Raw genomic sequence first — 24,545 nt, forward strand, 5'->3', positions numbered from 1 at the left:
GTCCCGTCTGCCCCGGGGGGGGGGGGGGGGGTTGGGGGGGGGGGGGGGGGGCGCGCCCGGGGCCGGGGGGGGGGGGGGGGGGGGGGCCGGGGGGCCCCCCCCCCGCCTCACCCCCACGCTTCGGCGCCCGGCGTTCGCCGTCCCTGACGGGCGCTCGTACCTGTCGGCTGCCCTCATTTCACGAGACGTAACGAGCGCTCCCAGGCGGATCAGCCGCCGGCCCGCTCCAGCCGGCGCCGCGCCCGTTCCACCGAGGCCGGCAGCCCGCGCCGCTCGGCGAGCGCCCGGGGCAGCCTCGGTACGGCCGTACGCAGCCCCGCCCACCCCGCCGGCCCGCCACGTAGCGCGTCGAACGACCGGCGCGCCACCACCCGCCACGGGCGGCGCAGCACCGCGGTCAGCACGGCGTCGCGCGCGGCCAGCGCCTGCCTGCCGCGTGGGTCCCTGACGGGCGAGGGGTGATGGTGGGCCACGACGTCGTCCACGTACGCCAGCCCCCACCCCTTGGCGGCCAGGTCCACGGCCAGCCGTTCCTCCTCGCCGAAGAAGAAGAGCACGTCGTCGAAGCCGCCGGCCTCGAGGAACGCCTCCCTGCGCACCACCGCCCCGCACCCCAGGAACCCCAGCACGCTCGGCCCCGGCAGGCCGGGCTCGACGCCGAGAGGTGAGCGGCGCATCCGCTCCGACCTCGCGTCCAGCCGCTCCTCCGGGCCCACCAGCACGCGGGCGGCCACCAGCGCCAGCCGCGGGCAGGCGTCCAGCACGTCGGCGGCCCGCTCCAGCGCGCCCCGCGCCCACCAGGAGTCGTCGCCGGCGAAGGCCACGTACGGCGTCCCGGCCAGCCGGACGCCGAGGTTGCGCGCGGGCGCGCCCAGGTCGGCGCCCGGCTCGACGAGCCGGACGTCGGGGAAGTGGCGGCGGACGAACCCGGCGGTCCCGTCGGTGGAGTCGTTGTCCACGAGGATCACCGGGCGGGGGTGCAGGGGGAGGGAGCGGGCCAGTGACCGCAGCCGGTCCTTGCTCGCCACCACCACCGTGACCCGCGCTTCACCCGTCACATGGGGTCACTTACCGCCAGCCCTTCTCTTACTCCTCCCGCGAGGGCATTGACGACCGGCGCGGGAGGGCGTAAGAAGAGGGTAACAGTGTTACCCGATAGAAACGGCGTTACCACATGACCTCCGTGTACCAGCAGGCCCAGCGGGAAGGGCAGAGCGTCGTCAGGGCGGCGATTCTCGACGCGGCCAAGCGGCTGCTCGTCGCAGAGGGCCCGGCGTCGCTCACCGTCCGGCGGATCTCCGGCGAGGTGGGCTGCTCCACGAAGGTGATCTACACGCTCTTCGGCGGCAAAGACGGGCTCAGCGAGGCGCTGTGGCTGGAGGGGTTCGCCAGGTTCGAGCGGCGGCTGCTGCGGGTGTCCCCGGAGGGCGACGCCCTGGATCGGCTGTACGCGGGGCTCATGGCCTACCGGGACTACGCGCTGAGCGAGCCCGACTACTACCGGGTCATGTTCCAGGGCGCGATGCCGGGGTTCAAGCCGGGGGAGGCGGCGGTCGAGGCGGCCAAGAGGACGTTCGACCTGCTGGTGCACGGCGTGGCGCACTGCATGGAGGCCGGGGTGCTGCGGGGGGCGGGCGGGGCCGGCGCGGTGGAGATCGCCGACGTGCTGTGGATGGCCATTCACGGCGCCGTAAGTCTGGAAATTTCGTGTTTTTTCGATGAGGACGTGGCCGCGCGGCGCTACCGGCTGCTCTGCACCTCGGTGCTGACGCCGTTCCTGGCCGCCCGCAGCGCCACCGATGAGGCGACGGACGAGAGGGACATGTCATGACCACCCCGTACAAGGATGGCTTCGCTCCGGTCTCCGAGGAGATCACGGCCTTCGACCTCGAGGTCACCGGGCGCATCCCGGCCGAGCTCAACGGCCGCTACCTGCGCAACGGGCCCAACCCGCTCAGCCTCGACGACCCCAGCGCCGGTCACCTGTTCCTCGGCGAGGGCATGGTGCACGGCGTACGGCTGCGCGACGGCCGCGCCGAGTGGTACCGCAACCGCTGGGTCCGCAGCGCGGCCGTCGCCCAGCGGCTCGGTGAGCAGCCGAGGCCGGGGCCGGTCCACGCGGGCATGGACTTCGCGGCCAACACCCACGTCATCGGGGTGGGCGGGCGCACGTTCGCCACCGTGGAGGCGGGGGCGCTGCCGTACGAGCTGGGCTACGAGCTCGACACCGTCGGCGCGTGCGACTTCGGCGGCGGGCTGCCCGGCGGGTACGCCGCGCACACCCACGCCGACCCGGTCACCGGCGAGCTGCACGCGCTGGCCTACTACTGGGGCTGGGACCACCACCAGCACGTCGTCATCGACGCCAAGGGCCAGGTCACGCAGGTCAGGGACATCCCGATCCCCGACGCGCCAATGGTGCACGACTTCGCGATCACCGAGCGGTTCGTGGTGATCTACGACCTGCCGGTCACGTTCAGCATGGAGCACGCGCAGGCGGGGACGCTGCTGCCGTACGCGTGGAACGAGGCGCACGCCGCCAGGATCGGGCTCCTGTCGCGCGAGAGCGGCGACCTGCGGTGGGTGGAGGCGCCGTCGTGCTGGGTGTTCCACACGCTCAACGCCTACGACGACGGCGACACGGTGGTGGTGGACGTGGTCAGCTACCCGAAGGGGTTCGTGGACGCGCGGCTCGACGCGGGCGGCCCGCCCACGCTCGACCGGTGGCGGATCGACCTGACCACCGGCCGGGTCGGGCAGACGCGGCTCGACGACCGCACGCAGGAGTTCCCGCGCATGGACGAGCGCCGTACCGGCCTGCCCTACCGCTACGGCTACACCGCCACCACCCGTGAGCTGCACGACGTGGTCGGGCGGGGCGAGGTCGAGCTGGAGGACCTGCCCGACGAGGCGTTCGACAACACGCTCATCAAGCACGACCTGGAGCGGGGCACGCAGGAGTCGCGGCGGTTCGGGCGGGGCGCGTACGTGGGCGAGCCCGTGTTCGTCGGCGCGGGGGAGGCCGAGGACGACGGCTACGTGATCTCGTACGTCAACAACCCGGCCAGGGGCGCCGCCGACCTGGTGATCCTGCCGGCGCAGGACTTCACCGGCGAGCCGGTCGCCACCGTGCACCTGCCCGCCCGCGTGCCGCTCGGCTTCCACGGGAGCTGGATCGCCGACTGACCTGGAGGCGGTAGCCTTCTCAGGTTGGGAAAACGTGAACAGGGGAGAGGCCGTGACCGGACTGGTCGTCGCCATGGACGGCCCTTCGGGGTCGGGTAAGTCGAGCGTGTCGCGCGGGGTCGCCCGCGCGCTGGGCCTGCGTTACCTCGACACCGGGGCGATGTACCGCGCGATGACCTGGTGGATGCTCCAGCAGGGCGTCGACCTGGCCGACCCCGCCGCCGTCGCGGCTCGCAGCGGCGAGCCCGCCATCGTCGCGGGCACCGATCCCGACGGCCCCGCCATCCACGTCGACGGCGTCGACGTGGCGGGGCCGATCAGGCAGGGCGACGTCACCGGCGCGGTCTCCGTCGTCGCCGCCGTCCCCGAGGTGCGGGTGCGCCTGGTCGCTCTGCAGCGGGAGATCATCGGCTCCGGTGACATCGTGGTCGAGGGCCGCGACATCGGCACGGTCGTCTACCCCGACGCCGCCGTCAAGGTCTACCTGACGGCCGATCCGGAGGCCCGTGCCCGCCGGCGCAGCGCCGAGCTGACCGGCTCCACGGTGGAGGCGCACCAGGCCGCCATGGCCCGGCGTGACACCCTGGATTCAACACGTAAGACGGACCCACTCTCGATGGCGGCTGGCGCCGTCGAGCTCGACACCACCCCGTTGACGCTGGAGGAGGTCATCGGGGAGGTGCTGAGGCTGGTCAAAGAGCGCACCTGAGCGTGCGGTACTCACAAAGGATGAAATATCGTGTCCACGGGGGATTGGGTCGAGGCAGACCTCGACGATCTTGAGATCACCGAGCACTACGACAGCACTCCGCTGCCGGTCGTCGCCATCGTAGGACGGCCGAACGTCGGCAAGTCCACGCTGGTCAACCGCATTATCGGCCGCCGCGAGGCCGTCGTCGAGGACGTTCCGGGGGTCACCCGCGACCGCGTCACCTACGACGCCAACTGGCGTGGCCGCCGCTTCACCGTCGTCGACACCGGCGGCTGGGACCCCGAGGCCACCGGGATGAACCTGCGCATCGCCGAGCAGGCCCAGGTCGCCGTCGAGCTGGCCGACGTCATCGTCTTCGTGGTCGACGCCACGGTGGGCGCGACCGACGCCGACGAGATCGTGGGCTCGATCCTGCGGCAGTCGGGCAAGCCGGTCATCCTGGCCGCCAACAAGGTGGACAACCAGCAGCTCGAGCTGGAGGCCGCCGCGCTGTGGTCGCTCGGGCTGGGCGAGCCCTACCCGGTGTCGGCCCTGCACGGGCGCTCCAGCGGTGACCTGCTCGACGTGATGCTCGACGCGCTGCCCGACACGCCCGCCGTCACGTTCGGCACCGAGCGGGGGCCCGCGCGCGTGGCCCTGCTCGGCAAGCCCAACGTCGGCAAGTCCTCGCTGCTCAACAAGCTGGCCGGCGAGGAGCGGGTGCTGGTCGACCCGATGGCGGGCACCACCCGCGACCCGGTGGACGAGCTGATCGAGCTGGGCGGGCGCACCTGGCGCTTCGTCGACACGGCCGGCATCCGGCGGCGCGACCGCGAGCTGCAGGGCGCCGACTTCTACGCCGCCATGCGCACGCGGGCGGCGCTGGAGCGCACCGAGGTGGCGATCGTGCTGATCGACGCCAGCGAGCCGCTCACCGAGCAGGACCTGCGCATCATCGGCCTGGTCATCGAGTCGGGGCGGGCCATGGTGGTCGCCTTCAACAAGTGGGACCTGGTCGACGAGGACCGGCGCTACTACCTGGAGAAGGAGATCGACCGGCAGCTCGTACGCACGCCGTGGGCGCTGCGGGTCAACATCTCGGCCAAGACCGGGCGGCACGTCGACCGGCTGGTCCCGGCGCTGGAGAAGGCGCTCGACTCGTGGTCGACGCGGGTGCCGACGGCGCGGCTCAACGCGTTCTTGACCGAGCTGGTGCAGCAGACGCCGCCGCCGGTGCGGGGCGGCAAGCAGCCGAAGATCCTCTTCGCCACGCAGGCGTCGGTGGAGCCGCCGAAGTTCGTGCTGTTCACCTCCGGGTGGCTGGAGGACACCTACCGGCGCTTCATCGAGCGGCGGATCCGCGAGGAGTTCGGCTTCGCCGGATCGCCCATCGATGTCACGATGAAGATCCGGGAAAAGCGCCAGAAGAAGGATAAATAGGCATTTGGCGGACAAGGGGGGCGGCAATGCCTTTGCCGTCCCCCTCCGCATGCTCATAAGATCAGACGCAACACGTTGACGGAGACGAGTAGCCAGCGGCTTCGCACGGGCCGAGAGAGCCGCCGGTAGCTGCGAAGGCGGTCCCGCGCACCACTGGCGAAGACACTCCCGAGTGCGGGGAGGAAATGCCCCGCCGGTCTGACCCCCGTCACCAGGTCGTCGAGGTCGCCTCGCCAGAGGCGGCGAAAGTGCGGTGGCACCGGGAGCTCCCTTCTCCCCCGCACTCCCAAGGGGTCATGCACTTCCTCGTGAGGAGCTGTGATGATCTCTCGTGTCATGTCGGCGGAGCTCGCTGAGCACGCCGGGCAACGAGTGACGATCGCCGGGTGGGTCCATCGCCGCCGGCGGCTCAAATCCGTGTCCTTCCTCGTCGTCAGAGACCGTGCCGGTCTGGCCCAGGCGGTGACCGAGGGCGACCTGCCTCCAGAGGAGAGCGTCGTCGAGGTCACCGGCACCGTGGCCGCCAACCCGCAGGCGCCCGGCGGGTTCGAGCTGGTCTCGCCCGAGGTCGAGGTGCTGGCGGAGCCCCGGGTGGCGCCGCCGTTCGACCTGTACCGGCCGGTCGTCGGGGCCTCGCTCCCGACCGTGCTCGACCACGCTCCCGTCGCGCTGCGGCACCCGCTGCTGCGGGCGCCGCTGGAGATCTCGGCGGCCAGCGCGGCCGGGTTCCGCGAGACGCTCGACGGGCTGGGCTTCACCGAGATCCACACGCCGAAGATCGTCGCCTCGGCCACCGAGTCGGGCGCGAACGTCTTCGGCATCGACTACTTCGGCCGGACCGCGTACCTCGCGCAGTCGCCGCAGTTCTACAAGCAGACCATGGTCGGGGTGTTCGAGCGGGTCTACGAGGTCGGGCCCGTCTTCCGCGCCGAACCGCACGACACGGTACGGCATCTGGCCCAGTACACGAGCCTGGACGCCGAGCTCGGCTTCATCCGCGACCACCGCGACGTGATGGCGGTGCTGCGGGAGGTGGTGGCGGGCATGCTCGACTCGGTACGCCGCCGCGCCGCCCCCGCCCTCGACCTCCTGGAGGTCGCGCTGCCGGAGGTGCCCGACGAGATCCCGGCCATCCACTTCACCGAGGCGCAGGAGCTGACCTCGTCCGGAGAGCCCGACCTCGCGCCCGCGCAGGAGCGGTGGCTGTCGGAGTGGGCGGAGAAGGAGCACGGGTCGGAGTTCCTGTTCGTCACCGGGTACCCGATGGCCAAGCGGCCCTTCTACACCCATCCCGACCCTGCCCGGCCCGGCTACTCCAACGGCTTCGACCTGCTGTTCCGCGGGATGGAGCTGGTGACGGGCGGGCAGCGGCTGCATCGGTACGCCGACTACACCGCGGCGCTGGCCGCCAAGAACGAGGAGACGGGGCCGTACCGGGGGTACCTTCAGGCGTTCCGCTACGGGATGCCGCCGCACGGCGGGTTCGCCATGGGGCTGGAGCGGTGGACGGCCCGGCTGACGGGCGCCGCCAACATCCGCGAGAGCACGGCCTTCCCCCGCGACCTCAACCGCCTCTCACCCTGACGCGCCGCGAACCCTGACGCCCCGCGCGCGATCGACGACCTGCGCACGGTTGAGGGCCCTCACACGATTGAGAGTCCTCAGCCGTGTGAGGGCCCTCTCACGCCACTTCGGGCGGGAGCCCTGCCGGTCGGCGAGGCCGGCGCGGTCAGGGGTGTGCCCTGCGTGGCATGAGGAGGGCGACGGCCGCGCCGAGCAGGCAGATGAAGGCCGTGACGAGGAACATCTCGGTGTACTCGGTGTGCAGCGCCGCCTGCACCTTCCCCGTGTAGTCGGCCAGCCGCCGCTGATAGGTCTCCGGGTCGACCCCGAACGGGAGCGGCGTGTCGAGATCGGCCGTCAGCGACTGGAACCGGTAGAACCCCCACGCCGACACCGCCGCGATGCCGATGAGCATGCCCATCATCCGGGCCACCACGACCGCCGCCGACGCCACGCCGTGCTGCGCGGCCGTGCTCACCCGCAGCACCGCCGACGAGACCGGGGCGATCACCAGGCCCAGCCCGAGCCCGGCCACGACCAGGTCGAGGTCGACCGCGAGGCCCGCGCCGGCCAGGTCGAGCGGCCACCGGCTCATCAGCCAGTAGCCGGCCGCCGCCACCGCCAGGCCCCCCACGGCCACGACCCGCTCGCCCATCCTGCGCGACAGCAGCCCGCCGACCAGGGCTCCGGCGGTCAGCGCGGCCAGGAACCTGGCCAGGACCAGCGACGCCTCCAGCGCGGTCTTGCCGAGCAGGGTCTGGGCGGTGAACGGGACGAACACCATGGTGACGAGGAGCGCGGCCCCGGCCAGGAAGCTGACGGCCAGGGTGGCGAGCAGGGGGCCCTTGCGGGTGCCGGTGAGGTCGAGGAGGCGTACCGGGGAGCGGATCTCCCACCACACGAAACCGCCGCCCGCCAGCGCGCCGGCCGCGATCACCGGCAGGCCCCACGGAGGGAGCACGGAGCTGGCCGGGTCGGGGTTGTACAGGCCGACGACGAGGAGCCCGAGGGCCAGCGCGAGCAGCACCCCGCCGACGACGTCCACCCGCCCGGCGGCCATCGTGGTACGGGTCCCGGTGGCGCCCGCCTCCACTGCGGCGTCCGCCCTCCGGGAATCCGCCGCCGCGACGCCGCCTCCCGGCAGGTGGGCCGGAAGAGCGGCGCCCGTCGTGACGTCGGCGGCCTTTGCGCTGTCGGCGGTCACTGTGACGTCCGTGTTCATGCCGGCCGTCGTGATGTCGGCGGGCGTCGTGTCCGTGGTGGAGCTCGTGGTGGTGGTCGGTGCGGCGGTGTCAGAGGGAGCGGTGAGGGAGCGGGTGTGGGGTGGGACGGTGAGGTGGACGGCGATGGCGGCCAGGGCGGCGAGAGGCAGGTTGATCCAGAAGATGGCGTGCCAGCCACCGAGTTCGACACCTGCCACCACGGTGCTGGGGATCAGCGCCACCACGCCGCCGTACAGCGGGCCGAGCGCGCTGCCCAACTCCTGGGCCGCCCCCACCGCCCCCAGGGCCACGGGACGCTCCCGCTCGTCCCACAGGTCCCCGATGAGCGCCATGGTGATCGGCAGCAGCGCGCCCCCGGCCACCCCCTGCACGGTACGCCCGGCCACCACCATGCCCTCCCCGGACGCCAGGGCCGTCAGCACCGACCCGACGGCGAACGCGGCCAGGCAGGCGTGGATCAGGGGCCGCCGCCCGTAGCGGTCGGAGAGCTGGCCGAGCAGGGGCATCGCGGCGACGTAGCCCAGCAGGAAGCCCGTGACGATCGGCGTCGCCCGCTCCAGGTGGTTGAGCGGGATGCCGACGTCCTCGGCGATGTCGATGAGGACCGTCACCACCACGTACGCGTCCAGCGCGGCCAGGAGCACCACCGCGCCGCCCGCGCCGAGCGCGACCCGGCGGGCGCGCCTCATTTGGCGGCGGGCGGCGTGATCGTGACCGGCGCGTCGTAGTCGCTGAACGACACCGTCACCGTGCCGCCCTGCAGGGGCAGGCTCGCCTTGGTGAGCCGGCTCGTCGCCTGGTCGAGCCAGACCTTGCCGTTGACGCCCTGCGTGACGCCGGGCACGATCTGGCCGACGACCTGGGCGGGGAAGGTGGTGGCGACCCGGTAGGAGCCGCTCTCCACGGCCTCGACCTTCGGATCGGTGGCCGTGGCGAGCAGTTGCGCGATGCCCTTGGTCGGCTCGAGGATCACCGACGGGTCGTAGAACTGCGCGAGCTGCTGGCGGGTCATCTTCTGGAAGCCACCCGTCGGGCCCTTGAAGTGCACGGTCTCCCCGATGAGGGAGAAGCTGACCTCCTGCAGGGTGCCCAGCACGTCGAGCGTGATCGTGCCGTCGGCGTTCCCCTCCGCCGTGAGCCGGCCGTCGGCCTTCTTGACCGGTACGTTGGGCTTGCCTTCTGTCGCGATGGCGAAGCCGGCCGACTTGACGTTCTTCATGGCCTCGGAGGCCTTCTTCATCAGGTCGGGACCGGCGGGCAACTCGGCTCCGCCGCCGCCCGACGAGCACGCCGAAGCCAACGCGAGCACGGCCACGAGGAGGAGCTTTCTGAGCATGACCGGATCGTAGCGAGCGCCCGCGAGGGCCGTGCGCCATCCCCGATATCGGTTGGGTGTCAGCGCAGCTTCTTCAGATGCTCCACGATCGGAGCGTACGCCTCCTCGATCGCGTCGAGCTGCTCGTCGGTGAGCAGGTCGACGAAATGCTCACGCACGCTCGTCACGTGGAACGGTGCCACCCGCTGGATCGTCTCCCAGCCCTCGTCGGTGAGCACGGCGAACGTGCCCCGCCGGTCGTCCCGGCAGTCCTCCCTGGTCACCAGGCCCTTGGCCTCCATGCGGGAGATCTGGTGCGACAACCGGCTGCGCGACTGGATCGTCGCGTCGGCCAGGTCGCTCATCCGCATGCGGCGGCCCTGGCTCTCGGAGAGGTTGACGAGGATCTCGTAGTCGTTCAGCGAGAGCGAGTGCTCCTGCAACTCGCGGTCGAGCCGGTGCAGGAGCAGCCTGTGCAGCGCCAGGTGCGTACGCCAGGCACGCTGTTCGGCGATGGAAAGCCAGCGAGGCGCGCTCATGATCTCTAATCTAGCGCACATACAGTGGTGCGCTATGGAGGAGAAATCGGGCGAGAGCCTGGGCACGGTGCTCGTGGCCGGCGCGGCGAACCTGACGATCGCCCTGGCCAAACTCATCGCCGGTCTCATCGGCGGCTCGGCGGCCATGCTGTCGGAGGCGGCACACTCCGCCGCCGACACCGTGACCGAACTCCTGCTGCTGGTGTCGGTCCGCCGCTCCGACAAGCCCGCCGACCGGCGGCACCCGTTCGGGTACGGCAAGGCCGGCTTCTTCTGGGCCATGATGGCGGCGGTCGCGACGCTGGTCGGCGGGGCGGGCTTCTCGATCACGCACGGCCTGCACGAGATCAGCCACGGCGAGGAGCTGTCGAACCTCACCCCCTCCTACATCGTCCTGGCCGTCTCCTTCGTCATCGAGAGCGTCTCGCTGACCAAGGCGCTCTCGCAGTTGCGCGGTGAGGCCGCGCGACACCGCGTCGGCCCGCTGCGCCTGGTGCGGCTCACCTCCGACACCGCGCTGAAGGCCGTCCTGTTCGAGGACGTCGCGGCCCTCATCGGGCTGCTGATCGCGGGCGCCGGGCTGCTCGGCTCGCAGCTCAGCGGCTCGGCGCTCTGGGACGGCGCCGCGTCGGTCGCGATCGGCCTGCTCCTGCTGGTCGTCGCGCTCATCCTGATCCAGTCGAACATGTCGCTGCTCATCGGCCAGGCCGCGCCCCTGCAGATCGAGAGCGGCATCCGCGCCGAGCTGATGGCCCAGCCGGAGGTGGTGGCGGTGGTCGAGCTCCTCACCATGATGATCGGCCCCGGTGACATCCTGGTCGCCGCGAAGATCGACTTCCGGGACGAGGCGAGCGCGGCCGGAGTGGAGCGCGCCTGCGAGGAGGTGGACCGGCGGCTGCGGGATCGCTTCCCGGGCGTCAAACAGGTCTTCCTCGACCCGACCCCGACCAGCCGCCGGCCCTCCTAGCGATCACTCCGGGATCGGCGCCCTCCGGGCCGGGGCGTCGGTGACGATCGCGACCCGGATGTCCGGGCCCGCGCTCCACTCCAGCAGGTGCCGGCCGGTCATGTCGTCGCCGCCCGCGTTGAGCTTGTCGAGGGTCAGTTCGCCTCGTTTGATCAGCGCCTCCTTGCGCGTCCAGTGCCTGATCAGCTCGTCGTTGCCGGTGACCATCGCGCGCTCGCGCGGGGTGAGCACCCGGTCGGCCAGGCCCGGGTCGAGCGGGCCGGGCGGCACGTGCTCGGCGTCCACGCCGACCTTGCCCGGCCCGGCGGCCGCGCACACGTAGCCGCGCGTGTGACTGAAGCTCACCCCCAGGTCGGGGGCCTGCTCGAGATAGGGCCTGCCGTGCCCGAACCCGTGCAGGTCGCAATATTGCAGCAGGGTCAGCTCATCCGGCCGGGCGTCGAGGACGGCGGCGGCGCAGAGTCGTACGAGGAGGTGGGCCGCGACGAAGCAGTCGCGGTCGGCCTCGAACCTGAACCGCGCGGCTCGCTCCCGCTCCACCTCGGTGAGCCAGTCGTCCGGGGCGCGCACCTCGTCGGGGCGGCCACCCATCGCTAAAGGGCCGATCGTCAGTCCTTCTTCTTCTCGTCGCCGTCGAGGTTGTACTGGTCTTCCGAGGCCGCGCCGAGCACGGTCACGTCATGGATCTTCCAGGTCCCCTTCTCCTTCACAAGACTGATCTTAAGGTGGGAGTCCTTGACGGAGCGGATCGCCTGCGAAGTGTTCACCTGTTGATCGACGACGACGATGGCGTGGGCGGTGGCCTCGTCCACGTCGGCCACGTACACCTCACGCACCGTGGCGTGCGCGGTGGCCTTGAGCTTGACGATGACCTGCGCCATCGTGCCGCCGAACGCGGCGTCGTAGGTGGCCAGGAAGTCGCCCGTGGCCTGGGCGGCGAGGGTGGAGCGGGTGGTCTGGAGGTCCTGGTAGTCGTAGCTGAGCAGGGCCGTGCTGAACGCGCCGGCCGCGCCGGAGACCTCCAGGCGCAGGGCGCGCTCGGACTCCAGCCTGGTGAGGGCGTCCTGGGCCTGGGTGGCGGAGATCCACTGCAGCACGGCGGTGGCGGCGATCGCGGCCACCACCATCGCGGCCATGGCCCCCATCACCCGCGCCCGCGTGAACCGCCCCCCACCCTTCGCGGGGGCCACGCCGGACGCCGGAGCCGCGCCGGGCTCGGCGGTCGCGTCCGACGCCGGAGTCGCGCCGGATTCGGGGGCTGTGTCGGGTTCAGGGGCCGTGTCGGATGTGGAGGCCGCGTCGGAGGCGGTTTGCGGGGTCGTCTCGGGGCGGGGGGCGGCGTCCGGTTCGGGGCGGGTGGCCGCCGGGTCGGTGGGGCCGGTGGAGGCCTCGCCCGTCGCGGCGGGTTCTTCCGTGCGGGCCTGCTCGGCGACGTCCGGCCTGGTGGTCATGTCGACTCCTCACGGCGGCGGGCGGCCCGGCCCGCCGCGATCCAGCCCACGATGCCACCACTCGCCACCACGGCGAGGAATATCGCGGCAATCAGCGGAGCGGTGTTCAGCGGGGTATCGGACGCGGCCCGGGTGGCGGCCACGCCCTTGGGCGTGCGCGTGGCCTCGGGGCTCTTCTCGGGTTCCTCGGTGTTCTTCGCGACCGGGCGTTCCGGCGTCTTACGGGGCCGCTCGGTGGGAGGGCCGGCGACGTCCCGGCGGTCACCTGCGCGGTCACCTGCGCGGTCACCGGTGCGGTCGTCGGTGCGGTCGGATCCGGCGGCCCGCCGGTCGGGGCAGGTGCGCAGCTTGGGCACCGTGGGCGGGCCGAGCGGGCCCGCGTACTCCTCGGCCGGGGTGGGGCCGCCCGGCACGCTGAAGACGAACGTCGCCTTGCCGTACACGGTGCCGCCGCGCCGGTCGCTGATGTCGTCGGCCAGGCTCAGCGCGGTCGGCACGATGCCCAGCAGGTGGTGCACGTTCCGCTCGGTCTCCGCCGAGAACGCCGGCCGGTGCGGCAGCCCGGCGGCCGTCAGCAGGCACGAGAACCCCGGCCGCGACCGCTTGATGGCCGTGTCGAGCTGCGCGAACACCCCGGGCCCCTGGTCCAGGAAGGCGTTCAGGTCCGTACGGGAGGCCCGCAGCGCCGCCGTCACCGCGCTCAGGTCGGTGATCCCGGAGGCCAGCTTCTCCCGCCTGCCGGCCAGCGTGTGCGTGAGCCGGGTGAGCTGTACCGACAGTTCGTCGAGCACCTCGGCGTTGTCGGCCAGGGTGCCGGTCACCGCGTGGGCGTCCTCGATGATGTTCCTGATCGACGACGCCCGGCCGTCCAGGGCGACGGCCAGTTCGTGGGTGATGGTCTTGGCGTCGCGCGGCGGCACCGCGTTCAGCAGCTTGCCGACGCCCTCGAACAGCTTCTTGTAGTCGAGCGGCACCGTCGTCCTGGCCAGCGGGATCGTCTCGCCGGCCGCGAGCGAGGGCCCGGTGACGCCCTTGGCGGGCGGCGAGAGCTCCACGTACGGCTCCCCGATGGCGGACTTGCGCCGCACCTCGGCCGTCACGCCCTTCGGCAGCCGGATCTCCCGGTCGATGTCGAGCCCCACGACGATCTTGCCGGGCGCCAGCCGCACGTCGCCGATCTTGCCGACCCGCACCCCCAGGTAGGCCACGTCGAACCCCCGGATCAGCCCCGGCGAGGAGACGAACTCGGCCGACACCCGGTAGGGCCGCTCGATCGCGTCCAGCCGGATGATCGTGCTGAACGCCCACGCCGTCATGACGATGCCCAGCACGACGAAGAACCCCAGGTTCAGATAGATCCGGTTTTTCATCGCGGCGGCTCCAGCAGCAGGCGGAAGTCCTCGATCCGGTTCGGCAGGGCGGGCCGCCGGTCGCCGGGTTGCGGCGCGGGCAGGAGCACGCCCTTCAGCCAGAGGTAGATGAGCACCTGCCCGTTCACCGTGATGGGCGGCGCGTCGATGAACTTCTGCAGCTTGGCCACCAGCGCCTTCAGGTCCTCCCGGCCCCGCTGCATCGCCGACGAGATGGCCGACAGCTCGCGCAGGAGCGTGCGCAGCCGGGCGGCGTGGCGCGGGTACACGGTGAGGTTGGCCTCCTTGGCGAGGTTCGTCAGCGCGATGATCGTCTTCTTCACGTGCTTGCGCCCGTGCGCGATGCGCGCGGTGGCGGAGGCCAGCGTGCCCGGCAGCCGGTCCAGCTCGGCGCTGCCCTCGGCCAGGTCGTCGCCGAGCCGGGCCAGGGCGTCGATGCTGGTGCCCAGGTCGTGGCGGGCGGCGGTGTAGGCGTCGGTGACCTCGGCGGTCTGCCTGATCAGCTTGTTGACGTCGTCGCCCTGGCCGGCGAACGCGGTGGAGGCGGCGTCGAGGATGGCGTTCACGTCCTGCGCGCCGAGCGCCTCGATGAGCGGCCCGGCCTTCGCGGTGACCTGCTCGATGTCCGGCTCTACCGAGGTGTCGGCGATCGTGGCGCCGTTCGCCAGGTACGGCCCCGTCGACAGGTCCTTGCCCACCGGCGGCGTGAGCAGCACGTAGTTCTCGCCCAGCACGGACGTCTTGGCCACCGTGGCCGTGCTGCCCACGGGCACCCGGTGCTCGGACAGGATCGACATCGTCACCCTGGCCCGGTAGCCCTGCAGCCGGATGCCGGTGACCGTGCCCACCCGCACGTCGGAGATCTGCACGCTGTGCCCGGCGACCAGGCTCTGCACGTCGTCGAAGACCGCGTTCAGCGTCAGGTCGCCGGTGGTCGCGCCGAGCGTCTGCAGCGAGCACGACGCCGTGCACGTCGCCGCGACGGCCAGTGCCGTCAGCCCGGCCAGCAGCCGCGGCCTCATCGCCCGCCTCCCTGCCGGCCGGCGGGCCGCTGGAAGGGGCAGTTGCTGAGCCCGCCCGGCAGGCACGGCACCTCGCCCAGGTTGAGGGCGTCGAACAGCGGCGTCAGCCACACCCTGGTCATGGCGTTGAGCACCACGCGGATCTTGAGGACGTGCTGCTTCCTGTCCCAGGAGTCGATCAGGATGTCGGCGAAGTCGGCCGCCCCCTTGACCGCCCGCGCCATGGACTCGCTGTTGGCCCTGACCGTCAGCACCAGCTCGGCCAGTGTCGTGGTGGCCTGTGGAAGCCGCTGCGCGTACTGCTCGATGATGACGTCGCCGCGCCGGACGAACCCGGCCATGGAGGAGACGAACTCGCGCAGCCGCTGCCGCTCCTCCGCCAGGATCGCGCTCGCCTCGGAGAACGCGTCGATCGCGCCCGTCACCTGCCTCTCGCGCTGGTTGAGGCTGGTGGCCAGCTCGTTCAGGCCCTCGGCCAGGTCGACGAGCCGTTGGTCCTGCTTGGCCAGCACGCCGGTGAGGCCGGAGGTGTCGGCGATCGCGTTGTTGATCGTCTTGCCGCGCCCCCGGACGCCGTCGGCCAGGTCGCCCGCCACCTCGCCCAGCTTGTCGTCGTCGAGGGCGTCGGTCAGCTTGGTGAACGCGTCGAGCGCGTCGTCGATCTCCACCGGCAGGTCGGTGCGCTCCAGCGGGATGGTCGCCCCGGCCTGCACCCGCTGGTCGCCGGGCTTCCAGGGGGGATAGAGGACGACGTTGCGCTCGCCGAGCGTGTTCTGCGGCGCGACCACGGCCTTGACGTCGGCGGGCAGCGGCACGTGCCGATCGACCCGCAGCTCAACGCGAACTTTATCCCCTAATATCCGGATATTGTCGACGTAGCCGGCGTCCAGCCCCATCACCTTCACCCGCGCCTCCTCGTACAGGGCGGGCGCCTTGCTGAAGATCGCCACCAGCCGGTACGGCTCCGCCCCCGCCACCGAGCACCCGGACGTCAGGAACACCCCGGTCAGCAGCACCGCCAGCAGCCGTCTCATCTGTCGCTCTTCCTGTCCTTGGCGATCGCGCCGAGCACCTCCGGGTTGATGGGGCCGAGGCCCGTGGCTATGGCCTCGAGCCACGGGCCCTGGCCGCCCATCGTGGACAGGCCGGCGAACGTCGGCCCCGCCCACGCCAGGAGCGAGTTGAGCCGCTCGTTGCTGCCGCTGAGCCGGGTGGTGATGGCGGCGTTGTCGTCGAGCACCTGGATCAGCGTGCGCTCGTGCTCGTTGATCAGCCGGGTCGTGCTGCGTACCAGGTCGCTGCCGTCGCCGAGCAGGACGCGCAGCTCGGCCCGGCGCGCCCGCAGCTCGTTCAGCATGATCTCGATCGCGTCGATGAGCCGTCCGAGCTGCTTGTCCTTGCGCTCGAGGACGTCCATGACGCGGGTGCCGTTGTCGAGCAGCCGCTGCAGTTGCGGCTCGCTCTTGCTGATCGTCTCCGACAGGTCGCCGACGTTGTCCAGCAGGCGTGTGACGCGGCCGCGCTTGAAGGTGTCCATCTTGCCGAGCTCGGTGAGCAGGTCGTCCACGGCCTCGGTGTCGAGCCGCTCGACCAGCCGGGTCGCGTCCTTGATGGCGTCGTTGATCAGGGTCGGCACGCCGGTCCGCGTCACCGGGATGCGCCGCTGCGCCTCGGGGAGCTGGTCGAGGTAGGGGGCCGACACCGCCCCGGTGAGCTTGACGTAGCGCCCGCCGAGCAGGTTCGACAGGGCGATGTCGGCCCGGGTGCCACGGCCCAGCCGTACCCCGTCGTCCACCTTCCAGCCGATGATCACCTGGCCCTGGGCGTAGTCGGCGCGCACTTCGGTGACCTTGCCGACGCGCACCCCGGCCACCCGGACGTCGTTGCCGGTCCGCAGGCCGCCGGAGTCCACGAACACCCCCGACATGGTGTAGCCGCCCTCCAGCAGCCCCAGGTTGCCCACCAGGAACGTGGTGACCAGGATCGCGCCGAGCGTGGCCAGCGACACCAGGCCGACGGCGTGCCGGTTGCGGTCGCGGAACGACTTGAGCGCCATCACCGGCCCACCAGCAGCTTCCGCAGGTCCTTCTCGCTCTGGACCCGCGTGTTGCGCAGCGGCGGCGGCGACTGCATCGGATAGGGACAGGGCGCGGCGCTCAGCGCCACGCACGGCACCGCGGTGATGAAGTAGTGGCCGCGGTTCACGGTCGAGTACGCGCGGGCGAACAGCGGCTGGAACGTGCTGACCGTCTTGTCGATCTCACCCACGTGCCGCCGGATGCCGCCGGTCAGCCCCGACAGGTTGTCCACCAGGGCGCCGAGCTCGTCGGCGTTCTTGCCGAGCACCTCGTTCGAGGTGTGGAACGTGGTCGCCAGCTCCACCAGCGCGTCGTCGATCAGCTCGCGGTTGTCGGCGAACGCCTCCGACAGCGTGACCAGGTTGTCCACGAGCTGCTCGATCTGCTTGTCCCGCCGGGCGACCACGCCGGTGACGGTGGCGTAGTCCTCCAGGAGCTGTTCGATGGTCTTCTTGCGCTCGTTGATCGTGGCGGTGATCGCGTTCACGTTGTCGAGCAGCCTCGGGATGTTCTTGTCGTTGCCCTTGAGCGACCTGGCGGCGGCGGTGAGGAGCTGGTTGATCTGCTCGGGGTCCAGGCTCCGGGTGAGCGGCCCGAGGTCGCTCACCAGCTCGCCGATGTCCACGACCGAGGAGGTGCGGGTGATGCGCGCGCCGGGCGCCAGCCGGCCGGGCGCGGTGCCGGGCAGCAGGTAGATGACGCGCTGGCCGACGGCGTTGCGCCAGCGTACGGCGGCCTCGGTGTCGGTGGGCACCCGTACGGCGTCCTGCACCTCCAGGGTCACCTCGGCCCGGCCGTCCACGACCCGGATGGTGTCCACCTGGCCGACGGGCGCCCCGGCGATCTTCACCTGGTCGCCCTCGACCAGCCCGGACACGTCGTCGAACATCGCGACCAGCCGGTAGCCGCCGGCCGTGCTCACCCGCGCGATCTGCACGCTGATCACCACGATCAGCGTGACGGTCAGGCCGAGGAACAGCGCGAACCGCACGAAGGTCCAGCGGCGGCGGACGCGTTCCATGCTCATCCCGCGCTCACCTCACCCTCACCGCCTCCCGTCGGTCGGGCCGCAGGCACCGACGATCAGCTCGCAGATGTCGGTGGCCACGAACGCCTGCACCTGGAGCTGGCGGTTGCCGTTCGGGCCGGGCGCCTCGATCAGCTCGTTGAGCAGGTCCACCAGCTCGTTCAGCCCGCGTACGCCGTCGCCGGCCAGGCCGAGCTGGGCGTAGATGAGCGCGGCCACCCGCTCGCCCGAGTGCACGCCCGCCCGCAGGTTCCCGCGGTGCTTGGCCAGGCCGTGCGCCACCTGGCCGGAGATCGAGGTGACCTCCTGGAGCAGGGCGCGTACCTTGTCGGCCCGCCTGAGCAGGTCCGGCGTGATGACGTTGACGTCGGAGGAGATGGCGATCAGCTCGTCGCCCTTGTCCGACAGGGCCGTGCCGAGCAGCGCGGCGTCACGCAGGAACTGACGGGCCCGCTGCCGCTGCCGGTGCGCGACGCCCACGACCGTGCCCGCGTCGCCGATCAGCTCGCGCAGGTTCCCGCCCTCGCCCTCGAGCCCCTTGGCGAGCGTGTGCACGATGACCGTGACCTCACGCGGATCGACGGCGTCCAGGCCCCGGTAGGCGTCGCCGAGCGTGTCCGACAGGTCCAGCGGGGCCTCGGTGGCGGTGATGACGGCGCCGGCGCCCAGGTACGGGCCCGTGGTCTCCTTGGAGCCCGGCTTGAGGTTGACGAACTTGGGGCCGAACACCGACGCCGGCTCCACGGAGGCCACCGTGGACTCGGGCACCCGCACGCCCGGGTCGATGTGCATGGTCACCACGGCCCGGCCCCTGGCGTTCAGCGCGATGCCGGTCACCTCGCCCACCGTGACGCCGCGGATCTTGACCGGGGAGGCGGTGTCGAGGCCCTGCCCGGCCCGGGTGAACACGGCGTCGATCCGGGTGCCGCTGAGCTCGGTGGTGGTGCGGACGACGAACAGGGTGGCGGCCGCGAGGACGGCGAGCACGGCGAACGCGATGCCCACCCGGGCGGCGAGGGAGAGCTCTGATCGGGCCACCGGCTCACCCCGTCAGCGGTATGTTGCCGCCGGCACCCCAGAACAGGTACGACAGCAACAGGTTGAGCAGCACGATCGTGACGATCGACTGGCGGATGGCCCGGCCCGCCGCCACCCCCACGCCCACCGGCCCGCCCGTGGCGTGGAAGCCGTAGAAGCAGTGGATGACGACGACCGCGAACGCGAACACGGCGACCTTGGAGACGCTGAACACGATGTCACTGACCGGCAGGTACAGGTAGAAGTAGTAGTCGTAGACCCCGGGCGCCAGCCCGAACAGCACGGTGCACATCAGCCGGGTCGCGAAGAAGCTGGCGAACAGCGCGATCAGATAGATCGGCACCAGCGCCAGCAGCGCCGCCACCACCCGCGTGCAGATCAGATAGGTGAAGGCGTTGATGCCCATCACCTCCAGCGCGTCGATCTCCTCCGAGATCCGCATCGCGCCCAGCTCCGCCGTGAACGACGAGCCGACCTGCGCCGCGAGCGCCGTGGCCGCGATGATCGGGGTGATCTCGCGGACGTTGGCGAAGCTGCCCACCAGGCCCATGAACGACTCAGCGCCGATCGCCTGCAGCCCCTGGTAGCCCTGCAGGCCCACGGTCGCGCCCACGACGAACGCCATCGTGAACACCACGAAGATCATGCCGCCGCCGATGACGGTCGCCCCGACGCCCACCACGACGTCGCTGACCTGCCTGATGACGACCTTGAAGTATTTGAGCCGCAGGATCACGTCGCGGACCGAGTAGAACAGCACCTTCCACACGAACAGCGGCCAGTCGGCCAGCGTCGCGAACCGCTCGGCGACGTCCCGCCCCCGCAGGGCGAGTCTGAGGCCGGCCGTCCGCGTGACCATCAGAGCGACCTCGGCGGGTAGGCCAGGAAGTACACGGCCGAGATCACGTAGTTGAACGTGAACACCAGCATGAACGTCACCACGGTCGCCTGGTTGACCGCGCGCCCCACGCCGACCGGGCTGGTCGCGCACGTCATGCCCTTGTAGCAGGCCACGCCCGCCGCGATGAACCCGAAGATCCACGCCTTGAACAGCGTGACGTACAGGTCGGAGGCCACGACCAGCGACAGGGCCCCGTCGAAGTACGCGCCGGGGGTGACGCCCTGGACGACCACGTTGAACAGGTAGCCGCCGCTCGCGCCCGCCAGGATGACCAGCGGGCACAGGCACACCGCGATCGTGCTGGCCGCCCACAGGCGCGGCGTGACCAGGCGATGGATCGGGTTGACCGACATGACCTCCATCGCGCTCAGCTCGTCGCGGATGTGGCGCGCGCCGATGTCGGAGGTCATCGCGCTGCCGCCGGCCCCCGCGATGAGCAGCGCGCTGGCCAGCGGCGCCACCTCGCGGATGAGGCCGACGAAGACCGCGCTGCCGGTGGCCGAGCCGGCGCCGAGCTGCCGGGCCAGCTCGCCCACCTGCAGGGCCACGGTGGCGCCGAGCGGCAGGGACACCAGCAGCACGGGGACACTGGTGACGCGGGCGAGGAACCGGCACTGGTCGACGAACTCCCACCACCAGCGCCTGACGTCCCAGCTCCGGCGCAGGCCCTCAAGCACGATGACGAACAGGTCTCCGACCTGGCCGAGGGCCGAGCCGGCCCGGCGTCCGACGTACCCGGACCAGGCCATCACCACCTCCGCCGCCTACGGATTGGCAACCCTACTGACGGGTTTTCTAGTAGTCGATGCTTCGGCGGGAATTTGAGGAAAAGGTATGAGGCCCGGGTCGCACCTTGTCAGCCCGGTACGAAAAGTGACCGCCCCGTTACAGCAGGTCGGCCATCCAGGACTCGATCTCGTCGGGGTGGCGGGGGAGCGCGCCGGACATCAGGGTGGCGCCGCCGGCGGTGATCGTGAGGTCGTCCTCGATGCGGATGCCGATGCCGCGCAGCTCCTCGGGCAGCGTCAGGTCGTCCGGCTGGAAGTACAGGCCGGGCTCCACGGTCAGCACGTTGCCCTCCTCCAGCACGCCGTCCAGGTAGACCTCCGCCCGCGACTTCGCGCAGTCGTGCACGTCGAGGCCGAGCATGTGGCCGCTGCTGCACAGCGTGTAGCGCCGGTACAGGCCCGTCTCCATGAGCGTGTCCGTGGACTCCTTCAGCAGGCCCCAGTCGCGCAGGCCGTCGCAGATGACGCGCATGGCCGCCAGGTGGAAGTCGCGGAAGCGGGCGCCCGGCCTGAGCGTGGCGATGGCCGCCGTCTGGGCCTCGTAGACCAGCTCGTACGCCTGCCGCTGCACCGTGCCGAACCGCCCCGACAGCGGGAACGTGCGGGTGACGTCGGCGGTGTAGAGCGTGTCCGTCTCGACGCCCGCGTCCAGCAGCAGCAGGTCGTCCGCGCTGAGCGCGCCGTCGTTGCGGATCCAGTGCAGCACGCAGGCGTGGGACCCGGAGGCCACGATGCTGTCGTAGCCCGCCGCGTTGCCCTCCAGCCGCGCGCGCAGCCCGAACACGCCCTCCAGATACCGCTCGCCGCGCGGGTGCCCGAGCGCCTGGGGCAGGGCGCGGACGACGTCCTCGAAGCCGCGCGCGGTCGCGTCCACGGCCGACTGCAGCTCGCCCAGCTCCCACGCGTCCTTGACCAGCCGCAGCTCCGACAGGAACGTCTCCAGCTCGCTGTCCCCGTCGCCGCGCTCCACCCGTGCGTCCACGGACGCGTCGACCCCGCGCAGCACCCTGGCGGGGCCGTCGAGCTTCAGGTCGCGGATGTGCCGGCACTCGACCTGGTACAGCTCGGCCGCCTCCGCCAGGTCGGGGCGGGGGCCGGCCCAGAGCTCGCCGTAGCGGCGGTCACGGTAGAACTCCTGGCCCTCCTCGCGCGGCGCGCGCGGCCGGACGTACAGCACCGACTCACCGGACGGCTCGACCACCAGTACGTCGTCGGACTCGCCCGCCCCGGTCAGGTACGAGTAAGCGCTGTGCGGCCGGAACCGGTAGTCGCTGTCGTTGCTGCGCACCTTCAGCGTGCCCGAGGGGATCACCAGCCGCTCACCGGGGAAGCGCTGCGCCAGCGCGGCGCGCCGCTTGGCCGCCCACGGCGCGATCGGCCGCGCGCCCACCCCGGCTGCTCTGCCGGTGTCCGCCCAGCCGGTCCGCATGAAGGCGGCCAGCTCGTCGGTGACGGGCAGATCGTGGCTTCCGGTGTTGAGCGGCTCGGTCATTTGGCAGTCCCTGAGTTATTTTTCGGTTTTTGTACGGGATTTAGTACGGCAAGCAGCCTACGTGACCGCTTGACGCCGTCCCCACAGTGTTGTTTGCCTGGACGCAGGGTTGGAACACTGCGGGGTACATACTGCGGGCAGACACTGACGGCAGGGGTGGTGCACATGCTCATCGGGACGATCCTTCGCGGCAAAGGCAGTGACGTGACGACCGTGGCGCCTGGGGCGACCGTGCGGGAGTTGCTCACCAAACTCGCCGAGCGCAACATCGGCGCCGTCGTCGTCTCATCGGACGGATTCACCATCGAAGGGATCGTCTCCGAGCGAGACGTGGTGCGCCGCCTCCACGACCGCGGCGCGGAGGTCCTGGACGCGTCGGTGGCCGAGATCATGACCACGGAGGTGCGCACGGTCGGGCCGGGCGAGAACGTCGACTCGCTGCGCCGGACCATGACCACGCAGCGGTTCCGGCACATGCCCGTCGTCGAGAACGGCAGGCTCATCGGCATCGTCAGCATCGGTGACGTGGTCAAGAGCGCGATCGAGGAGCTGGAGACGGAGAAGGCGTCGCTGGTGGACTACCTGCACCGCTGACACCGCGATCTTGACTGCGTGATCTTGACAGAGGTGGGACGCTTGGTCCGTGATGTACGGGCCCCCTCCTCCCGAATATCCGCCGGTGCCCGAGTACCCGCGGGCGACGGGCAGTCCGCCGATCATCGTGCTCGTCTCGGGGCTCGCCGCGCTGCTGGGCTTCCTGCTGGGCGTCTTCGTCGGGTTCGGCGCGGGGGCCACGTCGGACGAGCCCCCGCCCAGGGTCACGGTGACGGTCGAGGAGAGCCCGCCGGTCGATCCCACGCCGTCCGATCCCACGCCGAGCGAGAGCGCGCCGCCCACGGCCACCCAGCCCACGAGCGGCCCGCCCACGACCGGCCAGCCGCTTCCCGGACAGACCCCACCCGGCCAGACTCCCCCCGGGCAGACGCCGCCGGGCCAGACCCCTCCCGGGCAGACCTCTCCCGGCCAGACCCCTCCCGGTCAGACGCCCCCTGCGCAGACCACGCCCGCGATCAACCCCGCGTCGCTGCGCACGTTGGTCGTCGGCACCGACATCCAGCCCGGCACCTACCGCACGTCCGGGCCGACCACGGGGTTCAGCATGTGCTTCTGGGCCCGGATGCGCAGCGCGAACGGCGACATCATCGCCACCGGCATGCCGACCGGCCCCGCCACCGTCACCATCCAGGCCACCGACAAGGTCTTCCAGACCGGCGGATGCACGGAATGGACGAAGGCATAACGCTTTTGTGCGTGAAAGCCTGGACAACGGAGCACGAACGCGCAATTCTGGCGGGCGACAGAAGGGAGGCACGCCCGCGCGTGCTGGCGTGACGCCCTGCGGTTATGGGCCGCGCCACTCCGGCGCCCTTGGCAGGGCGTGGCGGAGAGTGTGGAACAGCACGCATCGCCACCGATCCGAACCCGTTCGTTCGTGAGGAGTGACCATGCGTCTTCCCGTATTCGTGTCCGTGCTGCTCGCAGCCGCCTTCCTGGCCCCCGCCCCGGCACAGGCCCAGGCCGAGGCCCAAAGAGAGGCCCAAAGAGAGGCCCGGACGGTCGCCGCCCTGCCCGCCCCGGTCGCCTGCGCCGGCTGCTGGAAGCCCGCGCTGAACACGAGCTGGGACTGGCAGCTCATCGCCCTGCCGAAGAAGCCGTACCCGAATGTGCAGATGTTCGACATCGACGGCTTCGCCGCCGCGGACGGCGCGATCGTCAGGTCGCTCAAGGCCGACAAGCCGGGCCGCCGCGTCGTCTGCTACATCAGCGCGGGCACGTACGAGGACTGGCGTCCCGACGCCGATGAGTTCCCCGACTCGGTCCTCGGCAACCCGCTCGAGGACTGGGAGGGCGAGCGGTGGCTGGACGTCCGCCAGTACACCGGCAGGCTCGGCGACATCATGAAGGCCAGGCTCGACATGTGCAAGGCGGCCGGTTTCGACGCCGTCGAGCCCGACAACGTCGACGGCTACAGCAATGACAGCGGCTTCCCGCTCAAGGCCGCCGACCAGCTCGCCTACAACTCCTGGTTCGCCAACGAGGCCCACAAGCGGGGCCTGTCGGTCGGGCTGAAGAACGACGTGGAGCAGATCCCGCAGCTTCTGCCGTACTTCGACTTCGCGGTCAACGAGGAGTGCTGGGAGCACTCCGAGTGCACCAGCGCCCAGAACGGCGGCGACTACGGCTACGACCAGTTCGTCAAGGCGGGCAAGGCCGTGTTCCAGGTGGAGTACAACCTGGCCACCTCGGCGTTCTGCGCCAAGTCCAACGCCCAGAACTTCAACTCGCTGAAGAAGACGTACGACCTCGACGCCTACCGCGTGGCCTGCCGCTAGGAGGGGTGTTTGCACTGGTAGGGCGGGCGTAGGAGGATGCGCTCAGCCCACCAAGGAGGAA

General features: G+C 71.3%; 24 protein-coding genes. 9 read left to right on the forward strand and 15 right to left on the reverse strand.

Annotation, left to right across the window (positions count from 1 at the left end; translation table 11 throughout):
* Positions 1-209: 209 nt before the first annotated feature.
* Positions 210-1,058: a glycosyltransferase gene (locus AB0I15_RS32710; RefSeq protein WP_358103731.1), complete on the reverse strand. Its 849-nt coding sequence runs from the start codon at positions 1,056-1,058 to the stop codon at positions 210-212.
* A gap of 116 nt (positions 1,059-1,174) precedes the next feature.
* On the opposite strand from AB0I15_RS32710, the gene AB0I15_RS32715 reads away from it, so the two are divergent.
* From AB0I15_RS32715 to aspS, 5 genes are all read left to right on the forward strand, one after another.
* Positions 1,175-1,831, forward strand: a complete 657-nt coding sequence (locus tag AB0I15_RS32715; RefSeq protein WP_358103734.1) for a TetR/AcrR family transcriptional regulator — start codon at positions 1,175-1,177, stop codon at positions 1,829-1,831.
* Positions 1,828-3,186 (forward strand): carotenoid oxygenase family protein, encoded by a 1,359-nt coding sequence (locus tag AB0I15_RS32720; RefSeq protein ID WP_358103736.1) that lies wholly within the window; start codon positions 1,828-1,830, stop codon positions 3,184-3,186. Before AB0I15_RS32715 ends, AB0I15_RS32720 begins: the two co-directional genes overlap by 4 nt.
* Before the next feature lie 52 nt (positions 3,187-3,238).
* Entirely contained in the window at positions 3,239-3,895 is a 657-nt protein-coding gene (cmk, locus tag AB0I15_RS32725) for a (d)CMP kinase (RefSeq protein ID WP_358103738.1), read from the forward strand.
* Positions 3,896-3,925: 30 nt separating this feature from the next.
* On the forward strand, positions 3,926-5,317 hold the full coding sequence (gene der / locus AB0I15_RS32730) for a ribosome biogenesis GTPase Der (RefSeq protein ID WP_358103741.1): 1,392 nt from the start codon (positions 3,926-3,928) through the stop codon (positions 5,315-5,317).
* A 321-nt stretch (positions 5,318-5,638) separates the two neighbouring features.
* Entirely contained in the window at positions 5,639-6,901 is a 1,263-nt protein-coding gene (gene aspS, locus AB0I15_RS32735) for an aspartate--tRNA(Asn) ligase (protein ID WP_358103744.1), read from the forward strand.
* A gap of 145 nt (positions 6,902-7,046) precedes the next feature.
* Here the strand turns inward: aspS and AB0I15_RS32740 are convergent, their stop codons facing one another.
* From AB0I15_RS32740 to AB0I15_RS32750, 3 genes are read right to left on the reverse strand one after another with little or no spacing between them, the layout of a single operon-like run.
* Positions 7,047-8,792 carry an MFS transporter gene (locus tag AB0I15_RS32740; protein WP_358103747.1) on the reverse strand — a complete coding sequence of 582 codons (1,746 nt, stop codon included), beginning with the start codon at positions 8,790-8,792 and terminating at the stop codon, positions 7,047-7,049.
* Positions 8,789-9,439, reverse strand: a complete 651-nt coding sequence (locus AB0I15_RS32745; protein ID WP_358103750.1) for an LppX_LprAFG lipoprotein — start codon at positions 9,437-9,439, stop codon at positions 8,789-8,791. Before AB0I15_RS32745 ends, AB0I15_RS32740 begins: the two co-directional genes overlap by 4 nt.
* Positions 9,440-9,498: 59 nt before the next feature.
* Entirely contained in the window at positions 9,499-9,957 is a 459-nt protein-coding gene (locus tag AB0I15_RS32750) for a MarR family transcriptional regulator (protein ID WP_358103752.1), read from the reverse strand.
* Between the two features lie 34 nt (positions 9,958-9,991).
* Between AB0I15_RS32750 and AB0I15_RS32755 the strand changes: the two genes are divergently transcribed.
* Positions 9,992-10,924 carry a cation diffusion facilitator family transporter gene (locus AB0I15_RS32755; protein ID WP_358103756.1) on the forward strand — a complete coding sequence of 311 codons (933 nt, stop codon included), beginning with the start codon at positions 9,992-9,994 and terminating at the stop codon, positions 10,922-10,924.
* Positions 10,925-10,927: 3 nt separating this feature from the next.
* On the opposite strand, the gene AB0I15_RS32760 is transcribed toward AB0I15_RS32755, so the two are convergent.
* From AB0I15_RS32760 to AB0I15_RS32810, 11 genes are all read right to left on the reverse strand, one after another.
* The gene (locus AB0I15_RS32760; protein WP_358103759.1) at positions 10,928-11,515 is read right to left on the reverse strand and encodes a 4'-phosphopantetheinyl transferase superfamily protein; all 588 of its coding nucleotides are present in this window, start codon (positions 11,513-11,515) and stop codon (positions 10,928-10,930) included.
* A 17-nt stretch (positions 11,516-11,532) separates the two neighbouring features.
* Positions 11,533-12,375 carry a hypothetical protein gene (locus AB0I15_RS32765; RefSeq protein WP_358103762.1) on the reverse strand — a complete coding sequence of 281 codons (843 nt, stop codon included), beginning with the start codon at positions 12,373-12,375 and terminating at the stop codon, positions 11,533-11,535.
* The gene (locus tag AB0I15_RS32770; RefSeq protein ID WP_358103765.1) at positions 12,372-13,745 is read right to left on the reverse strand and encodes an MCE family protein; all 1,374 of its coding nucleotides are present in this window, start codon (positions 13,743-13,745) and stop codon (positions 12,372-12,374) included. The genes AB0I15_RS32765 and AB0I15_RS32770 overlap by 4 nt, the downstream gene beginning before the upstream one ends.
* Positions 13,742-14,767 (reverse strand): MCE family protein, encoded by a 1,026-nt coding sequence (locus AB0I15_RS32775; RefSeq protein WP_358103768.1) that lies wholly within the window; start codon positions 14,765-14,767, stop codon positions 13,742-13,744. Before AB0I15_RS32775 ends, AB0I15_RS32770 begins: the two co-directional genes overlap by 4 nt.
* Positions 14,764-15,801 carry an MCE family protein gene (locus AB0I15_RS32780; protein ID WP_358103771.1) on the reverse strand — a complete coding sequence of 346 codons (1,038 nt, stop codon included), beginning with the start codon at positions 15,799-15,801 and terminating at the stop codon, positions 14,764-14,766. Before AB0I15_RS32780 ends, AB0I15_RS32775 begins: the two co-directional genes overlap by 4 nt.
* Positions 15,798-16,823 carry an MlaD family protein gene (locus tag AB0I15_RS32785; protein ID WP_358103773.1) on the reverse strand — a complete coding sequence of 342 codons (1,026 nt, stop codon included), beginning with the start codon at positions 16,821-16,823 and terminating at the stop codon, positions 15,798-15,800. Before AB0I15_RS32785 ends, AB0I15_RS32780 begins: the two co-directional genes overlap by 4 nt.
* Positions 16,823-17,872: an MCE family protein gene (locus AB0I15_RS32790; RefSeq protein ID WP_358103776.1), complete on the reverse strand. Its 1,050-nt coding sequence runs from the start codon at positions 17,870-17,872 to the stop codon at positions 16,823-16,825. Before AB0I15_RS32790 ends, AB0I15_RS32785 begins: the two co-directional genes overlap by 1 nt.
* An 18-nt stretch (positions 17,873-17,890) precedes the next feature.
* Complete coding sequence (locus AB0I15_RS32795; protein ID WP_358103778.1) at positions 17,891-18,910, reverse strand: MlaD family protein; 1,020 nt, start codon at positions 18,908-18,910, stop codon at positions 17,891-17,893.
* A 4-nt stretch (positions 18,911-18,914) separates the two neighbouring features.
* Positions 18,915-19,769 carry an ABC transporter permease gene (locus AB0I15_RS32800; RefSeq protein ID WP_358103781.1) on the reverse strand — a complete coding sequence of 285 codons (855 nt, stop codon included), beginning with the start codon at positions 19,767-19,769 and terminating at the stop codon, positions 18,915-18,917.
* Positions 19,769-20,560 (reverse strand): ABC transporter permease, encoded by a 792-nt coding sequence (locus AB0I15_RS32805; RefSeq protein WP_358103784.1) that lies wholly within the window; start codon positions 20,558-20,560, stop codon positions 19,769-19,771. The genes AB0I15_RS32800 and AB0I15_RS32805 overlap by 1 nt, the downstream gene beginning before the upstream one ends.
* Positions 20,561-20,696: 136 nt before the next feature.
* Positions 20,697-22,091, reverse strand: a complete 1,395-nt coding sequence (locus AB0I15_RS32810; protein WP_358103787.1) for an aminopeptidase P family protein — start codon at positions 22,089-22,091, stop codon at positions 20,697-20,699.
* Between the two features lie 165 nt (positions 22,092-22,256).
* Here AB0I15_RS32810 and AB0I15_RS32815 point away from each other — a divergent pair, with 165 nt between their 5' ends.
* The 3 genes from AB0I15_RS32815 (at position 22,257) to AB0I15_RS32825 (ending at position 24,484) form a co-directional block, all read left to right on the forward strand.
* On the forward strand, positions 22,257-22,685 hold the full coding sequence (locus AB0I15_RS32815) for a CBS domain-containing protein (protein WP_358103790.1): 429 nt from the start codon (positions 22,257-22,259) through the stop codon (positions 22,683-22,685).
* 49 nt (positions 22,686-22,734) lie between these two features.
* The gene (locus tag AB0I15_RS32820; protein ID WP_358103793.1) at positions 22,735-23,391 is read left to right on the forward strand and encodes a hypothetical protein; all 657 of its coding nucleotides are present in this window, start codon (positions 22,735-22,737) and stop codon (positions 23,389-23,391) included.
* 205 nt (positions 23,392-23,596) lie between these two features.
* Positions 23,597-24,484: an endo alpha-1,4 polygalactosaminidase gene (locus AB0I15_RS32825; protein WP_358103796.1), complete on the forward strand. Its 888-nt coding sequence runs from the start codon at positions 23,597-23,599 to the stop codon at positions 24,482-24,484.
* Positions 24,485-24,545: the final 61 nt, after the last annotated feature.

The sequence above is a fragment of the Nonomuraea sp. NPDC050643 genome (assembly GCF_040654715.1).
In the GTDB taxonomy this organism is placed as follows: Bacteria; Actinomycetota; Actinomycetes; order Streptosporangiales; family Streptosporangiaceae; genus Nonomuraea.

What these genes read in the sequence shown, in the direction of transcription:
- AB0I15_RS32715 (WP_358103734.1), top strand. Translation starts at nt 1,175, where the DNA reads ATGACCTCCGTGTACCAGCAGGCCCAGCGGGAAGGGCAGAGCGTCGTC.
- AB0I15_RS32720 (WP_358103736.1), top strand. Translation starts at nt 1,828, where the DNA reads ATGACCACCCCGTACAAGGATGGCTTCGCTCCGGTCTCCGAGGAGATC.
- aspS (WP_358103744.1), top strand. Translation starts at nt 5,639, where the DNA reads ATGATCTCTCGTGTCATGTCGGCGGAGCTCGCTGAGCACGCCGGGCAA.
- AB0I15_RS32740 (WP_358103747.1), bottom strand. Translation starts at nt 8,792, where the DNA reads ATGAGGCGCGCCCGCCGGGTCGCGCTCGGCGCGGGCGGCGCGGTGGTG.
- AB0I15_RS32745 (WP_358103750.1), bottom strand. Translation starts at nt 9,439, where the DNA reads ATGCTCAGAAAGCTCCTCCTCGTGGCCGTGCTCGCGTTGGCTTCGGCG.
- AB0I15_RS32750 (WP_358103752.1), bottom strand. Translation starts at nt 9,957, where the DNA reads ATGAGCGCGCCTCGCTGGCTTTCCATCGCCGAACAGCGTGCCTGGCGT.
- AB0I15_RS32755 (WP_358103756.1), top strand. Translation starts at nt 9,992, where the DNA reads ATGGAGGAGAAATCGGGCGAGAGCCTGGGCACGGTGCTCGTGGCCGGC.
- AB0I15_RS32760 (WP_358103759.1), bottom strand. Translation starts at nt 11,515, where the DNA reads ATGGGTGGCCGCCCCGACGAGGTGCGCGCCCCGGACGACTGGCTCACC.
- AB0I15_RS32765 (WP_358103762.1), bottom strand. Translation starts at nt 12,375, where the DNA reads ATGACCACCAGGCCGGACGTCGCCGAGCAGGCCCGCACGGAAGAACCC.
- AB0I15_RS32770 (WP_358103765.1), bottom strand. Translation starts at nt 13,745, where the DNA reads ATGAAAAACCGGATCTATCTGAACCTGGGGTTCTTCGTCGTGCTGGGC.
- AB0I15_RS32775 (WP_358103768.1), bottom strand. Translation starts at nt 14,767, where the DNA reads ATGAGGCCGCGGCTGCTGGCCGGGCTGACGGCACTGGCCGTCGCGGCG.
- AB0I15_RS32780 (WP_358103771.1), bottom strand. Translation starts at nt 15,801, where the DNA reads ATGAGACGGCTGCTGGCGGTGCTGCTGACCGGGGTGTTCCTGACGTCC.
- AB0I15_RS32785 (WP_358103773.1), bottom strand. Translation starts at nt 16,823, where the DNA reads ATGGCGCTCAAGTCGTTCCGCGACCGCAACCGGCACGCCGTCGGCCTG.
- AB0I15_RS32790 (WP_358103776.1), bottom strand. Translation starts at nt 17,872, where the DNA reads ATGAGCATGGAACGCGTCCGCCGCCGCTGGACCTTCGTGCGGTTCGCG.
- AB0I15_RS32800 (WP_358103781.1), bottom strand. Translation starts at nt 19,769, where the DNA reads ATGGTCACGCGGACGGCCGGCCTCAGACTCGCCCTGCGGGGGCGGGAC.
- AB0I15_RS32805 (WP_358103784.1), bottom strand. Translation starts at nt 20,560, where the DNA reads ATGGCCTGGTCCGGGTACGTCGGACGCCGGGCCGGCTCGGCCCTCGGC.
- AB0I15_RS32810 (WP_358103787.1), bottom strand. Translation starts at nt 22,091, where the DNA reads ATGACCGAGCCGCTCAACACCGGAAGCCACGATCTGCCCGTCACCGAC.
- AB0I15_RS32815 (WP_358103790.1), top strand. Translation starts at nt 22,257, where the DNA reads ATGCTCATCGGGACGATCCTTCGCGGCAAAGGCAGTGACGTGACGACC.
- AB0I15_RS32825 (WP_358103796.1), top strand. Translation starts at nt 23,597, where the DNA reads ATGCGTCTTCCCGTATTCGTGTCCGTGCTGCTCGCAGCCGCCTTCCTG.